This window comes from Pseudomonas baltica (assembly GCF_014235765.1).
GTDB lineage: Bacteria > Pseudomonadota > Gammaproteobacteria > Pseudomonadales > Pseudomonadaceae > Aquipseudomonas > Aquipseudomonas baltica.
Genome location: NZ_JACMYH010000001.1, coordinates 1,503,403 through 1,517,180 on the forward strand (window position 1 = coordinate 1,503,403; position 13,778 = coordinate 1,517,180).

11 protein-coding genes are annotated in these 13,778 nt (G+C 63.3%); 5 read left to right on the forward strand and 6 right to left on the reverse strand.

Going from position 1 to position 13,778, the window contains the following annotated elements:
* Positions 1-7 precede the first annotated feature (7 nt).
* Positions 8-571 carry an NAD(P)H nitroreductase gene (locus tag H7993_RS06675; protein ID WP_122479174.1) on the reverse strand — a complete coding sequence of 188 codons (564 nt, stop codon included), beginning with the start codon at positions 569-571 and terminating at the stop codon, positions 8-10.
* A 124-nt stretch (positions 572-695) separates the two neighbouring features.
* Here H7993_RS06675 and H7993_RS06680 point away from each other — a divergent pair, with 124 nt between their 5' ends.
* Positions 696-2,150: a TrkH family potassium uptake protein gene (locus H7993_RS06680; protein ID WP_185793857.1), complete on the forward strand. Its 1,455-nt coding sequence runs from the start codon at positions 696-698 to the stop codon at positions 2,148-2,150.
* Positions 2,151-2,168: 18 nt separating this feature from the next.
* Here the strand turns inward: H7993_RS06680 and H7993_RS06685 are convergent, their stop codons facing one another.
* From H7993_RS06685 to recQ, 4 genes are all read right to left on the reverse strand, one after another.
* Positions 2,169-2,477, reverse strand: coding sequence for an Rdx family protein (locus H7993_RS06685; protein WP_185793858.1), 309 nt, complete (start codon positions 2,475-2,477; stop codon positions 2,169-2,171).
* Positions 2,474-4,600 carry a FimV/HubP family polar landmark protein gene (locus H7993_RS06690; protein ID WP_185793859.1) on the reverse strand — a complete coding sequence of 709 codons (2,127 nt, stop codon included), beginning with the start codon at positions 4,598-4,600 and terminating at the stop codon, positions 2,474-2,476. The genes H7993_RS06685 and H7993_RS06690 overlap by 4 nt, the downstream gene beginning before the upstream one ends.
* Positions 4,601-4,682: 82 nt before the next feature.
* Entirely contained in the window at positions 4,683-5,120 is a 438-nt protein-coding gene (locus tag H7993_RS06695) for a MarR family transcriptional regulator (RefSeq protein WP_185793860.1), read from the reverse strand.
* Positions 5,121-5,242: 122 nt separating this feature from the next.
* On the reverse strand, positions 5,243-7,381 hold the full coding sequence (recQ, locus tag H7993_RS06700) for a DNA helicase RecQ (protein ID WP_185793861.1): 2,139 nt from the start codon (positions 7,379-7,381) through the stop codon (positions 5,243-5,245).
* Between the two features lie 258 nt (positions 7,382-7,639).
* Between recQ and H7993_RS06705 the strand changes: the two genes are divergently transcribed.
* The 3 genes from H7993_RS06705 to H7993_RS06715 all read left to right on the forward strand — a co-directional run bounded on the left by H7993_RS06705 (position 7,640) and on the right by H7993_RS06715 (position 10,429).
* On the forward strand, positions 7,640-8,227 hold the full coding sequence (locus H7993_RS06705) for a UPF0149 family protein (RefSeq protein ID WP_090356978.1): 588 nt from the start codon (positions 7,640-7,642) through the stop codon (positions 8,225-8,227).
* A gap of 10 nt (positions 8,228-8,237) precedes the next feature.
* Complete coding sequence (locus tag H7993_RS06710) at positions 8,238-8,678, forward strand: YbaN family protein (RefSeq protein WP_185793862.1); 441 nt, start codon at positions 8,238-8,240, stop codon at positions 8,676-8,678.
* Between the two features lie 392 nt (positions 8,679-9,070).
* Positions 9,071-10,429, forward strand: coding sequence for a TolC family outer membrane protein (locus H7993_RS06715; protein ID WP_185793863.1), 1,359 nt, complete (start codon positions 9,071-9,073; stop codon positions 10,427-10,429).
* Between the two features lie 73 nt (positions 10,430-10,502).
* Here the strand turns inward: H7993_RS06715 and H7993_RS06720 are convergent, their stop codons facing one another.
* Positions 10,503-11,465, reverse strand: a complete 963-nt coding sequence (locus H7993_RS06720; protein ID WP_185793864.1) for a zinc-binding dehydrogenase — start codon at positions 11,463-11,465, stop codon at positions 10,503-10,505.
* Between the two features lie 139 nt (positions 11,466-11,604).
* Here H7993_RS06720 and H7993_RS06725 point away from each other — a divergent pair, with 139 nt between their 5' ends.
* Positions 11,605-13,686 carry a carboxy terminal-processing peptidase gene (locus tag H7993_RS06725; RefSeq protein ID WP_185793865.1) on the forward strand — a complete coding sequence of 694 codons (2,082 nt, stop codon included), beginning with the start codon at positions 11,605-11,607 and terminating at the stop codon, positions 13,684-13,686.
* Positions 13,687-13,778: the final 92 nt, after the last annotated feature.

Sequence of the window (13,778 nt, forward strand, 5' to 3'; positions counted from 1 at the left end):
GAACGCTTCAGGCCTCGACGCCCCATGCTTGCACGAAGTCGGCGGTAGCCAGCGCCGGCGCTTCGCGCAAATCTCGCGCCGGCGTGCCCAGGTACAGGAAGCCGATGATCTGTTCGCCTTCGATCAGGCCCAGCTTGCCGGCCACATAAGGCGCATAGGACAGCTCGCCGGTGCGCCATACCCCACCCAGCCCTTGAGCATTCGCCGCAAGCAGGATGCCATGGGCGGCGCAGCCAGCCGCCAGCAGTTGCTCGCTCTGCGGCACTTTTCGATGCTCCTGCAAGCGGGCGATCACTACCACCACCAGGGGCGCGCGCAACGGCATGTTGCGGGCTTTTTCCAACGCCGCTTCGCCAGCCTCGGGGTTGAGCGCAGTGGCCTCGGCCAGGACTTCGCCGAGCTGCTGCAAGCCTTCCCCTTCGACGGTGAGAAAACGCCATGGCCGCAGCTGGCCGTGGTCGGGCGCGCGCAGCGCGGCCTGGAACAGCACTTCACGCTGCGCGGCCGTCGGCGCGGGCGCCATGAGCCGGGGAGCTGAAACACGATTGAGCAAAACCTCGAGCGCCTCCATGGGCAACCTCCTGTCGAACGATAAGCCGCTATTCTAGACCCAAGCGGCCTTCGCCTGCCGGGTTTACATGCTGTGGCCCGCAGGTAGAATGGCGGCCCTTTCCTTCATGGCCAGAGCTGACCCCATGGCGTTGCCGACCCTGCGCATCATCGGTTTCATTATCGGCATCTTCCTGATCACCCTGGCCGTGAGCATGGTCGTGCCCATGGGCACGCTGGTGGTGTTCGAACGCACCGAGGACATCCAGTCGTTCCTCTGGGCCAGCCTGATCACCTTCGTCGCCGGCCTGCTGCTGGTGCTGCCCGGCCGCCCCGACAACGTCAACCTGCGGCCGCGCGACATGTACCTGCTCACGGTCAGCAGCTGGGTGGTGGTGTGCGTGTTCGCCGCCCTGCCCTTCCTGCTGACTCAGCACATCAGCTACACCGACGCCTTTTTCGAAAGCATGTCGGGCATTACCGCCACGGGTTCCACGGTGCTCAGTCATCTGGACGAGATGTCACCGGGCATCCTCATGTGGCGCTCGATGCTGCACTGGCTGGGCGGCATCGGCTTCATCGGCATGGCCGTGGCCATTCTGCCGCTGTTGCGCATTGGTGGCATGCGGCTGTTCCAGACCGAATCCAGCGATCGCTCCGAAAAAGTCATGCCGCGCTCGCATATGGTCGCCAAGTACATCGTGCTGGTGTATGTCGGCTTCACCGCCCTGGGCACCCTGGGGTTCTGGTTGGCAGGGATGAGCCCGTTCGACGCGGTCAACCACGCGATGTCGGCCATTTCCACTGGCGGCTTCTCGACGTCCGACCTGTCTCTGGGCAAATGGCAGCAACCGGCCGTGCACTGGGTGGCCATCGTGGTGATGATTCTGGGCAGCCTGCCGTTCGCGCTCTACGTCTCGACCCTGCGCGGCAACCGCCAGGCGCTGCTGCGCGACCAGCAGGTGCAAGGCATGCTGATACTGTTGATCGCCACCTGGCTGGTGCTGGGTACCTGGTACTGGGCCACCACCGAGCTGCCGTGGTGGACGGCCTTTCGTCACGTAGCCCTGAACGTCACCTCGGTGGTGACTACCACGGGCTTCGCCCTGGGCGACTACAGCCTGTGGGGCAATTTCTCGCTGATGCTGTTTTTCTACCTGGGCTTCATCGGCGGCTGCTCGGGCTCGACCGCAGGCGGGATCAAGATATTCCGCTTTCAGGTCGCCTATATCCTGCTCAAGTCCAACCTCAACCAGCTGATTCATCCGCGCGCGGTGATCAAACAGAAATACAACGGCCATCGCCTCGATGAGGAAATCGTCCGGTCGATCCTGACGTTCTCGTTCTTCTTCGGCTTCACCGTCGGCATCATCGCCCTGGCATTGTCACTGCTGGGGTTGGACTGGATGACCGCCCTGACCGGTGCCGCCAGCACGGTTTCCGGTGTAGGGCCGGGGCTGGGCGAGGTGATAGGGCCGGCCGGCAATTTCGCCACGCTGCCCGATGCGGCGAAGTGGATCCTGGCCCTGGGCATGCTGCTGGGCCGACTGGAAATCATCACCGTGCTGATCCTGTGCATGCCGGCTTTCTGGCGACACTGAGCATGAGCCGGCAGAGGCTTACTCGGCTGCCGGACTTCTGGATTCGTTATGGCCCAGGTCGCGCTCGGGATCGATCAGGTCACGGATGCGCTGCTTGAGCACCTTGGCCTCGGGAAAACCACCGTCGGCCTTGCGCTCCCAGACCTGCACGCCGTCGCAGGTGATGAGAAAGCGACCGCCACTGGCGGGCGCCAACGCCACCTGCCCCAGGTCCTCGCCAAAAGTGCTGAGCAGCTCCTGGGCCAGCCACGCGGCGCGCAGCAGCCATTGGCACTGTGTGCAATAGGTAATCACCACCTGAGGCTTGGATGCGATGGCTTCGCTCATGCTTCGTCCATCCGATTCAGCAACTGCCGGGCCGCCTGCTTGCAGGAGTCATCGCCTTCGCGCAGCAGTTCGTGCAAGAGCACGCTGGCTTCGCTGGTATCGCCGTCGTCGAGCAACTGCTGGGCCTGATCGAGTTTCTCCGCCGAAGCGTGCTGCAGTTCCAGGTCGTCGAAATCCACGGTCAGAGCATCCAGCTCGGGCAGGTCGCTGTCGGCGATGAAGCTGTCGAGGAAATCGTTGTCGATGTCGTCCTGAGTCTTCCCGGCCGGGGCCTCGTCCTGCTGGAGGAACGGCTCGTCTTCGACATCGGCGAAGTCGCTGAGGAACTGCTCGTCGGGCATCTCGAAGACTTCCGGCAGTTCGTTCAGATTGCTGGTGAACGACGGGTCCATCTCGACCTCGGGCGGTGTCTCGACGACCACCGGCTTGCCTTTGGGCGACGGCGCATCATCGAATGGGCTGACCAACGCCCAATCGGCGTCCATGGACAGGTCATCGAGGTTGAGCTGGAATTCGTCTTCCTGGTCGCGCCGCGGGGTTGACCGAGCTGATGGCCCAGGCGCTGCCAGGTCGAGGTCGGGCAGCTCGAATTCCGGCTCGGGGTCCGGCTCAGGCTCAGGCTTCGGAGCGGGCTGCACCGACACTGCGGCTGCTGCAGTGGACGCCAGCGTCACTGCAGGCGCTGCCACTGCCAGTGATAGACCCGCGGTAGCGGTTGGCGTCGAAGCTGCTGGCGCGGGTTCGAGATTGGCGAAGCGGCTGCGTATCTCGGCCAGCGTCGCCGCGCTGAAGCCTGCAGCCAGCAACAGGCTTTCCTGTTCGGCAAATCCCTTGGCATTACCCTGCTGGCCCAGCACTTCGAGCATACGCACGCGCAGGTCGGTACGTTCTGGCTGCTTGGCCAGCCCGTCGCGCAGAATACCCAGCGCTTCGTTGAAGCGGCCGTAGGCGATATAGATGCTTGCACCATCGAGGGCGTCGGTGGCTGTCGGTGTTTCACGGCGTACCACCGGCGCCGGCTCGGCACGCAGCGGCGCGGTGGCGGCCGCCACTGCAGCGGCCGGCACAGTGGCGACCGGCGCCGCGCGGACCGGCTGGGTAGCGACCGGCTCGAAGGCGTCCTGCAGCGCGGCCGACTTGCGCTGTCGCTGGCGGCGCAACAGCAGCAACAAGGCAATGATCAGCAGCAGTGCCGCAACCAGCGCCAGGATGTTCAACCAGCCACTGCCATCCTCCACCGGAGCCGGAGCCGGAGCCGGAGCCAGGGCCAGGGCCGGGGCCGGTGCTGGCGTGGCAACCGCTGCGGGTGGGGCAGATACAGGCGAAGGCGCAGGCGTTGCCGCAGCGGGTGCGGTTGCGGGAGCGACGGACGAATCGGCCTCGGCCGCAGGGGTTTCGGCCATGCGTGCCTGCAGCTGGGCAACCTGCTTGTCCTTGTCGGCTACCTGCGCCTCCAGGCTCTGCAGGCGCGCCTGCACCTCGTCGAAGCTCTTCTGCAGTTGCTGGTTCTCCAGGGCGGCGGCAGCCAGTTGCGCAGCGTCCTGCGCAGCGGCCTTGGCCGGCGCCTGTTTCGCAGGCTCACTGGCGCTCGGCGTGGGTGCACTCGCGGCTTTGGGCCTAGTGGGCGCTGCTGCAGGCTGCGCGCTGGCCTGCGTCGACTGTATGCGCTGCGGCGCGCGGTCGGCGAGGCCCGGCCCCATCCCCGGCGGGTCGAGCAATACCGTGAAGGCACGCAGCAGCTGCCCATTCGGCCGGCCGACCTGAATCACGAAACTCATGAAGGGCTCGGTGACCACTTTGCTGGAGCTGACATGAATGACCTTGCGCCCGCCGCTGAAATCGGGCGAGAACTTGAGGTCGTTGAGGAAGAAACTGCGTTCCACCCCCGCCCTGGCGAACTCTTCGGCCGTCGCCAGGCTGGCACGGATGTCGTCCTGCTCCAGCCCTGCGGTGTCGAGCAAGGCGATATCGGCGCGAAACGGCTGGTTGAGCGATGAGCGCAGGGTCAGCTCGCCAAGGCCCAGCGCGGAGGCGGCTGTGGAATAGCACAGCGCCATGGCCCACACCGATGCCAGCAGACGACGTGAAGCAAACCTGGTACGCGACGGTATACGCACTTGCATGGGAATCCCTTGAAGACCGACATCCAATAACTTTATAGCCCGTACGGCCCACTTGCTCCAAGCGGGTGACGGCCCGTTGACTTCAGGATTTCTTTTCCAGATTCGCCAGGATGCGGCTGTGTACCCGCATGGCGGTGCTCAGTTCTTCTTCGTCGACCCCCATGAACAGCTCGGCACGCAAGGCGTTGGCGATGGTTTCGATCTGCTCGATGAGCGGCCGTGCGGGCGCGCACAGCGTGATCTTCTTGGCTCGACGGTCTTCGACCACGGCCTGGCGCTCGACCAGGCCCTGGGCTTCGAGACTGTCCAGCAAGCGTGCCAGGGTCGGCCCCTCGACGCCCACGCTCTGCGCCAGCTCGCGCTGGGTCGGCGCTTCGCCGAACCGCGCCAGGTGCAGCAGGACCAGCCAGCGCGCCTGCGACAATCCCAGGCCCGCCAGCCGACGGTCCAGTTCGGCCCGCCAGCCACGGGACATGTGCGCCAGCTGCATTCCGAAGCGATGTTGATCAGTTAACGGCATAGATCTCTCTTGAAAAAACAGCCTTGCACAAGCAGCACATGCGTGAAGGTCGGAGCTGATGATTAGTCAGCTAATCATGACCTTAGCCCACAGGCAAGACTCATGCCGAGTGGCAGCCTCGTTCACACCTCGAATTCGGACTGCAACGCCGCACGTATGCAATACAGGACGCCTTCGGGCACACGGCCGGTGAACTGCCCCGCAATCTCGGCGACGCCGGGCAATTCCCCTTCGCCGTCGAGAAAGGCGTCCTGGATTTCACTGAGCAGTTCCTCGGGAAGATCCAGCGCCTGCTCCAGCGACAGCTGCTGCTGGCCGATGGCTTCGGCCAGCAGGCTGTAGACATTCTTCTCACTGCACTGTAACTGGCCAGCGATCTGCAGCGGCGTCATGCCTGCGCGGGCAAGGCTGATGAGCTCGTGGCGGATATCGGCCACCTCGCGTGGCGCCTCTGCCCCGCCCGACCCAGCCAGTACCTGCAGGAACGCTTCACCGTAACGCTCGAGCTTGCGAGCGCCGACGCCACTGACCCGCCCCATATCGGCCATGCTGGTCGGCTGGCTGCGGAGCATTTCGAGCAGGGTCGAGTCCGGGAAGATGACGTAGGGCGGTACCGCATGTTCCTGCGCCAGGTTGCGCCGCAGAGTGCGCAGTGCTTCCCACTGTTCACGCTCCTCGTCGCGCACCAACTGGCTGGCGGGGCTTGCCGAGCCGCTGCCGCGGGCAGAGGTCTGCGGCTTGATTTCCTTGCGCAGCGCAAGCGTCACCTCGCCGCGCAGCAGCGGTCGGCAGCTGTCGCTCAAACGCAGGCCGCCGTAGCCCTCCAGGTCGATATCGGCCAGACCGCGCGCGACCACCTGGCGATACAGCGACCGCCACTCGCCTTCCGAGCGGCCCTTGCCGACACCGAACACTGCCAGTTTGTCGTGGCCGAAACTACGTACCTTTTCGGTGTCCTTGCCCAGCAGCACGTCCACCAGATGGCCGACGCCGTAGCGTTGCCCGGTGCGGTAGATGGCCGACAGCGCCTGGCGCGCTGGCTCGGTGGCATCCCAGGTCTGCACGCCGTCGACGCAGTTGTCGCAGTGACCGCAGGGGTTGGGCATCTCTTCATCGAAATAGGCCAGCAGCGATTGACGGCGGCAGCGGGTTTCTTCGCACAGCGCCAGCATGGCGTCGAGCTTGTGCTGTTCAAGACGCTTGTGGCGCTCGTCACCTTCGGAATTCTGCAGCATCTGCTTGAGCATCAGCACATCCTGCAGCCCGTAGGCCATCCAGGCGTCTGCCGGCAGACCATCGCGGCCAGCGCGGCCGGTTTCCTGGTAGTAGGCTTCCAGCGACTTGGGCAGGTCCAGGTGCGCGACGAAACGCACGTTGGGCTTGTCGATGCCCATGCCGAAGGCGATGGTGGCCACCATGATCAGGCCTTCCTCGTTGAGGAAGCGCTTCTGGTTGGCGGCCCGCGTCGCAGCAGGCAGACCGGCGTGGTACGGCAAGGCCGGAAAGTTGTTTTCGCACAGGAACGCGGCGACTTCGTCGACTTTCTTGCGCGACAGGCAGTAAACGATGCCGGCATCGCTGCGCCGCTCGGCGAGGAACGCCAGCAACTGTTTGCGCGGGCTTTCCTTGGGTACGATGCGGTAGAAGATGTTGGGCCGGTCGAAGCTGGACAGGAATCGCTCGGCGTCCTGCAGGTGCAGACGGGTGACGATTTCCTCGCGCGTGCGCTTGTCGGCAGTGGCGGTCAGGGCGATTCGCGGCACCTGGGGAAACTGTTCGGCCAACTGGCCCAGCTGCAGGTATTCGGGACGGAAGTCGTGCCCCCATTGGGAAACGCAGTGGGCCTCGTCGATGGCGAACAAGGCGATGTCCAGGCCGCGGAGGAAATCCAGCATGCGCGGCTGCACCAGGCGCTCCGGCGCCAGGTACAGCATCTTGATTTCGCCCCGGCGGATGCGCGCGGCCAACTCGCGCTGCTCATCGGAACTGAGCGTGGAGTTCAGGGCCGCTGCCGCCACGCCCAGTTCCTCGAGGGTGGCGACCTGGTCGTCCATCAAGGCGATCAGCGGCGAAACCACCACCGCCAGGCCGTCGCGCAGCAAGGCCGGGACTTGAAAACACAGCGATTTGCCACCGCCGGTGGGCATCAATACCAAGGCATCGCCACCGCGGGCCACACGCTCGATAATGGCACCCTGGCGACCGCGGAAGCTGTCATAGCCGAAGATGTCCTTAAGAACGCGTTGAGCCTGTTCGAGCATGGGTCACTCCAGAAATCGTAAAACCACCCGGGCCGCACAGGCTGGATGAAAAGCGCTTTTGCCGCATCCGCCTTTGCGTAAGCGGGGGTTACCGCCCCGTGAACTCGGGGCCTGAGCGAAAGACCGCGGCAGTATACCCCAGTGCCAGCACCGCGGCGCAGCACCCGCCTATCCTGCCATTTCACCCCTTGGGTGGCGCACAGGGCCTAACAAGGCCTAGAATTCAGTATCCGCATAGTCTTCCAAGGTAACCTGTTAATGTCCTTCGCCGAGCAACTGACCCGCCTGCAAGCCTTCCTCGACGCCGATGAGCTGCATGACGAGGCGCTGGACTACGTCGCCGCCCATGGCTACCTGACCGCCCTCTCCATCTGTTCCGAAGAGGTGCCCGAGCGCGAGTGGATCGACGCCTTGTTCGCCGAGCCGCCGCACTACAGCGACGATGCCCAGCGCGAAGAGATCGAAGGCACGCTGATCCAGCTCAAGGCACATATCGCGCGCCAACTGGCCAGCGACGAGGAATTCGAGCTGCCATGCGACCTCGACCTCGGCGACGAGCCGGATGACTCCGACCTGCGCGGCTGGTGCATCGGCTTCATGGAAGGGGTATTCCTGCGCGAGGCCGCCTGGTTCGAAACCGCCGAAGACGAAGTCAGCGAGATGCTTCTGCCGATCATGGTCGGTTCCGGCCTGTTCGACGAGCAGCCGGAGTTTTCCGACATTGCCGCCGATGCCAATCTCATGGATGACATGATCGTGCAGATCCCCGAAGCGCTCACCGCCCTCTACCTGCTGTGCAACGCTCCGGACGAGAAACCGGCCATCCTCAAGCCCCGTCATCACTAAGTCCTGCGCCATGCGGCCGGCTCGGTCCGCCTGGCTGCGTTACCTGCTGTTGGGCATCGGCTGCATCAGCGTTGCACTCGGTGTCATCGGCATCTTCCTGCCGGTGATGCCCACTACCCCCTTTCTGCTCCTCGCCGCAGCGTGCTTCGCGCGAAGCTCGCCGCGCTTCCATGCGTGGCTGCTCGGCCATCCGCAACTCGGCCCTTTGCTCAAGACCTACCTGGGCGGCGAAGGCATTCCGCGCAAAGCCAAGGTGCTGGCCATTGGTTCCACGTGGGTCAGCATCGCAGTGTCCTGCTGGCTGGTGCCTTGGCCGTGGCTACGTGTGCTGCTCGTGGGCATCGCACTGGCAGTGACTGTCTATATTGCTCGTCTGAAGACAAGTGCCGTAAAGGGTCAGCGTCAGTTGGGCAATGATGTCGACGAACGGTCGACACTCGACAAAACCTGAATGAAATCAAATGACTAATCTCATCTCCCGGAATGGATCAACGGTGATACACCCCGTATTCACTGTGACAATTTTCCGTCACTAACCGACTGCAATTTTCCGTCTTCTCTCGCCTATGCCCCGCGACCCCCGAAAACGCTGGCGTTGCGCCTTCTTTATCGCCGAACCCCGCTCACACCGCGCGCCTCAGGAGCAGTGAAATCTATTTGCCATCATCGAAACGAATGATGGCATAAGTGTTTTTTGCTCTATATCATGTGAAAATTCCGTTGAACGCGCTGCTTTCGGCGCCTCGGTTGCGCTTGTTACAAACCCGAAACGGACTTTTAAACGAGTTATTCGCCAACATTCTGGCGTCTGCACGACTTCACACATCACGGAGAAGCACCCGAATGCGCGTTTTCACCCCCATCTGCAGCGCGATTTTGTTGGCCATGGCGTGCTCGCACGCGCAAGCCATGTCGCTCACCGAGGCGATCCAGAGCACCGTGGATAACCACCCTGAGTTGGCATCCAACATCAACAGTCGCCTCGCCGCGGATGAGGACGTGAAGATCGCCCAGGGTGCCTACCGCCCCAGCGTCGATTTCGTTGCAGGCTACGGTCGCGAGCGTTCGGACAACCTGAACACCCGCGCGCGCGGCAATCACAACAAGGAGACGCTGAACTACACCCAGTCCGAGTTGCGCCTGCGCCAGATGCTGTTCGACGGTTCCAGCGCCTCCAGTGAAGTCAGCCGGACCCGCTCCACCGCCACGTCGCGTGCCTACTATGTCCAGGCCACCGCCCAGGACCTGGCCCTGCGCGCCGTGCAGGTCTACCTCGACGTACTGCGCAACCGTGAACTGGTCACTCTGGCCAAGAACAACCTGCAGGCGCACCTGCGCGTCAACGACCAGATCGGCCTGCGCAGCGAGCGCGGCGTGGGCAGCACCGCCGACGTCGACCAGTCGCGTGCTCGTCGCGCCCTGGCCGAGAACAACTACAACACCGCTCAGGTCAACCTGGCCGATGCCGAAGCTGCCTTCTTCAGCGCCGTGGGCCGCATGCCCGACGAACTGGAACCCCTGCCTTCGATGCGTGGCGAACTGCCGGCCGACCTGAACGCCGCCCGCCAGTCGATGATGGAAAACAATCCGTACCTCAAATCGGCCCAGGCCGACGTACAGGCTGCCGAAAGCCAGTACGCAGGCGCCAAGTCGGCGTTCTACCCACGGATCGACGCTGAACTGGCCACCGGTGCCAACAACAACCTGTCGGGCGAGCGCGGTCACAACAACACCGACTGGCGTGCCGGCGTGAGCATGAGCTACAACCTGTACCGTGGCGGCAGCGACAAGGCTCGTCTGCAGGGCGATGCACATCGCATCAACCAGGCCATGGACATCCGCAACAATGCCCTGCGTCAGTTGAACGAGAACATGGCGCTGTCGTGGAACGCGATGAAAAACGCCAGCACGCAGATTCCGTACGCCCGTGAATACGCCGAGACCACCACCCGCGTGCGAGCGGCCTACCAGGACCAGTTCGGCCTGGGCCAGCGTACCCTGCTCGACGTACTCGACAGCGAGAACGAGCTGTACACCGCCAACACCCGCTACGCCGAAGTGCGCTACACCGAGGAATACTCGATGTACCGCGTGCTCTCGAGCATGGGTGAGCTGCTGGCCAAGACCCGCGTCGTGCTGCCAGCCGAAGCCGTTGCCCTGAGCGAAGTGAAGAGCGAAGCGCGCCTGCCAGACATGCGCTGATTGCCGCTCCGCCGAACCCCGTGCCCGCTCGTTCGCAGCCGGTCACGGGGTTCGCATGACGAAAGCCCTGGGCTCAGCTCAGGGTTTCGTCGATCACCAGTACCACCTTCCCGGAAATCTGATTGCTCGCCAGCGCTTCGAACGCCGCTTCGGCGTCGGCGATCGGAAACGTCTTGGCCAACTGCGACTTCAAACGCCCTTCGGTGAACAATGGCCATACATGCTGGCCCAGGTCACTGAGCAGGTCGGCCTTGAACTGATCGTCACGGCTGCGCAAGGTGGAACCCTGCAGGCGCACCCGTTTGGTCAGCACCTTGGCCAGGTCGAACTGCGCCTCGCGACCGCCCATCAGGCCGATCATCACCCAGCGCCCGTCCAGTGCCACCACGTCCAGATTCAGCTCGCTGTAGTTGGCGCCGACCGGGTCGAGGATCACATTGAAGGGCCCCAGGTCCTTCAGCGCTTCAAGCCCGTCGCCGCGTACCACACCGCCCTGGGCGCCCAGCGCTTCGCAATAGGCCAGGCGCTCGGCGGAACCGACGCTGACCCAGGTCGGGTTGCCGAACGCCTTGCACAGCTGGATCGCCGCCGAGCCAATGCCACTGGCACCGGCATGCAGCAGGACCTTCTCGCCCGGCTGCAGGTCGGCCAGCTGGAACAGGTTCAGCCACACCGTCGCGTAGACCTCGACGATGCCCGCGGCTTCGTGCAGGCTCAGCCCCTCGGGCACAGGCAGCACATGGCGGCCATCGACCACCACTTCTTCAGCCATGCCGCCACCAGCCAGCAAGGTGCAGACACGGTCGCCGACCTGCCAGGACGATCCCACGCCGACTTCGCTGATGACGCCCGCACATTCCAGGCCGAGGATATCGCTGGCACCCGGCGGCGGCGGGTACAAGCCTGCGCGCTGCATCAGGTCGGCCCGATTGAGGCCGGCCGCGGCTACCCGAATCTTCACTTGACCCACGTCACACGTCGGGCTCGGTTGTTCGAGCCACTCCACATGTCCTTCCACGCCTTGCAATGCCTTCACGGTGCCTCCATAGTTGAGTCATGACTGAGCCCGACGCCTTGGCGTCGGGCTTTTCGCATTATGCGTCCGGCTTCAACGGAACCGGCGAATTCAAAGACGGCCTAATATGCGTGATCAATTGCCCCCACGTCGAATCAGCATGAAGCATTTCATTCCCGGCAGTGCCCTGGCGCTGTGTATCGGCCTCGGCACCCTGTCGATGTCCGCCAATACCTTCGCTGCCAACAGCTGGGACAAACTTCAGCCGGATCGCGACGAAGTGGTGGCCAGCCTCAATGTCGTCGAGCTGCTCAAGCGTCATCATTACAGCAAGCCGCCGCTCAACGATGCGCGCTCGGTCATCATCTACGACAGCTACATCAAGCTGCTCGATCCCTCGCACAGTTATTTCACTGCGGCCGACATCGCCGAATTCGACAAGTGGAAGACCCAGTTCGACGACTTCCTGAAGAACGGCAACCTGGATCCCGGTTTCGTCATCTACAAGCGCTATCTGGACCGGGTCAAGGCACGCCTGGACTTCGCCCTGGCCGAACTGAACAAGGGCGTCGACAAGTTCGACTTCACCACCAAGGAAACCCTGCTGGTAGACCGCAAGGATGCCCCTTGGTTGAAAAACGAGGCCGAACTCGACGACTTGTGGCGCAAGCGCGTGAAAGATGAAGTGCTGCGCCAGAAGATCGCCGGGAAGGACGCAGCGCAGATCCAGGACACCTTGTCCAAGCGCTACAAGAATCAACTCGCGCGCCTGGACCAGACCCGCGCCGAGGACATCTTCCAGGCCTACATCAATACCTTCGCCCAGTCCTACGATCCGCACACCAACTACCTGTCCCCGGACAACGCGGAAAACTTCGACATCAACATGAGTCTGTCGCTCGAAGGTATCGGTGCGGTCCTGCAAAGCGACAACGACCAGGTCAAGATCGTCCGCCTGGTACCCGCGGGCCCGGCCGACAAGACCAAGCAGGTCGCCCCTGCCGACAAGATCATCGGTGTCGCCCAGGGCGACAAGGAAATGGTGGACGTGGTCGGCTGGCGCCTGGATGAGGTGGTCAAGCTGATTCGCGGCCCGAAAGGCTCCACCGTGCGCCTGGAAGTCATTCCGCACACCAATGCGCCCAACGACCAGACCAGCAAGATCGTCTCGATCACCCGCGAAGCGGTCAAGCTCGAAGAGCAGGCGGCGAAAAAGTCGATCCTCAACCTCAAGGAAAACGGCCGCGACTACAAGCTGGGCGTGATCGAGATCCCTGCGTTCTACCTGGACTTCAAAGCATTCCGCGCCGGTGACCCGGACTACAAGTCGACCACCCGCGATGTGCGCAAGCTGCTTACCGAATTGCAGAAAGAGAAAGTCGACGGCGTGGTCATCGACCTGCGCAACAACGGCGGCGGCTCCCTGCAGGAAGCTACCGAGCTGACCAGCCTGTTCATCGAGAAAGGTCCGACCGTGCTGGTGCGCAACGCCGATGGCCGCGTCGATGTACTTGAAGATGAAAACCCCGGTGCGTTCTACAAGGGCCCGCTGGCGTTGCTGGTGAATCGCCTGTCGGCTTCGGCCTCGGAGATTTTCGCCGGCGCCATGCAGGACTACCACCGCGCGTTGATCGTCGGCGGCCAGACCTTCGGCAAGGGCACAGTGCAGACCATCCAGCCGCTCAACCATGGCGAGCTCAAGCTGACCCTGGCCAAGTTCTACCGCGTCTCCGGGCAGAGTACCCAGCACCAGGGTGTACTGCCGGACATCGCTTACCCGTCGATCATCGACACCAAGGAAATCGGTGAAAGTGCCCTGCCCGAAGCCATGCCCTGGGACACCATCCGCCCGGCCATCAAGCCGGCCAGCGATCCGTTCAAGCCCTACCTGGCCAAGCTGACCGCCGACCACGACGCCCGCACCGTCAAGGACCCGGAATTCATCTACATTCGCGATCGCCTGGCCCTGGCCGAGCAGTTGATGAAAGAGAAGACCGTCAGCCTGAACGAAGCCGATCGTCGCGCGCAGCACAGCGATATCGAAGCCAAGCAACTGGCTTTGGAGAACACCCGACGCAAGGCCAAAGGCGAAGAACCGCTGAAAGAGCTGAAGAAGGAAGACGAGGATGCCTTGGGTGCCGATCCGGACAAGACCAAGTCGGAAGATGACGCCTACCTCGCGGAAACCGGGCGCATTCTGCTCGACTACCTAAAGCTCAACACGTCGGTGGCCAAGCATTGACCGGAGCATGGCCCTGCATTGACGGATAGGTGACAGGACGGTCATCAAACCGACATGAAGCTGTCGTGAAATAGGGACCCGCTGCGCCTGCA

Coding starts and splice junctions, on each gene's coding strand:
- H7993_RS06690 (WP_185793859.1), bottom strand. CDS start 4,600: ATGCAAGTGCGTATACCGTCGCGTACCAGGTTTGCTTCACGTCGTCTG.
- H7993_RS06695 (WP_185793860.1), bottom strand. CDS start 5,120: ATGCCGTTAACTGATCAACATCGCTTCGGAATGCAGCTGGCGCACATG.
- H7993_RS06705 (WP_090356978.1), top strand. CDS start 7,640: ATGTCCTTCGCCGAGCAACTGACCCGCCTGCAAGCCTTCCTCGACGCC.
- H7993_RS06715 (WP_185793863.1), top strand. CDS start 9,071: ATGCGCGTTTTCACCCCCATCTGCAGCGCGATTTTGTTGGCCATGGCG.
- recQ (WP_185793861.1), bottom strand. CDS start 7,381: ATGCTCGAACAGGCTCAACGCGTTCTTAAGGACATCTTCGGCTATGAC.
- H7993_RS06685 (WP_185793858.1), bottom strand. CDS start 2,477: ATGAGCGAAGCCATCGCATCCAAGCCTCAGGTGGTGATTACCTATTGC.
- H7993_RS06710 (WP_185793862.1), top strand. CDS start 8,238: ATGCGGCCGGCTCGGTCCGCCTGGCTGCGTTACCTGCTGTTGGGCATC.
- H7993_RS06725 (WP_185793865.1), top strand. CDS start 11,605: ATGAAGCATTTCATTCCCGGCAGTGCCCTGGCGCTGTGTATCGGCCTC.
- H7993_RS06680 (WP_185793857.1), top strand. CDS start 696: ATGGCGTTGCCGACCCTGCGCATCATCGGTTTCATTATCGGCATCTTC.
- H7993_RS06675 (WP_122479174.1), bottom strand. CDS start 571: ATGGAGGCGCTCGAGGTTTTGCTCAATCGTGTTTCAGCTCCCCGGCTC.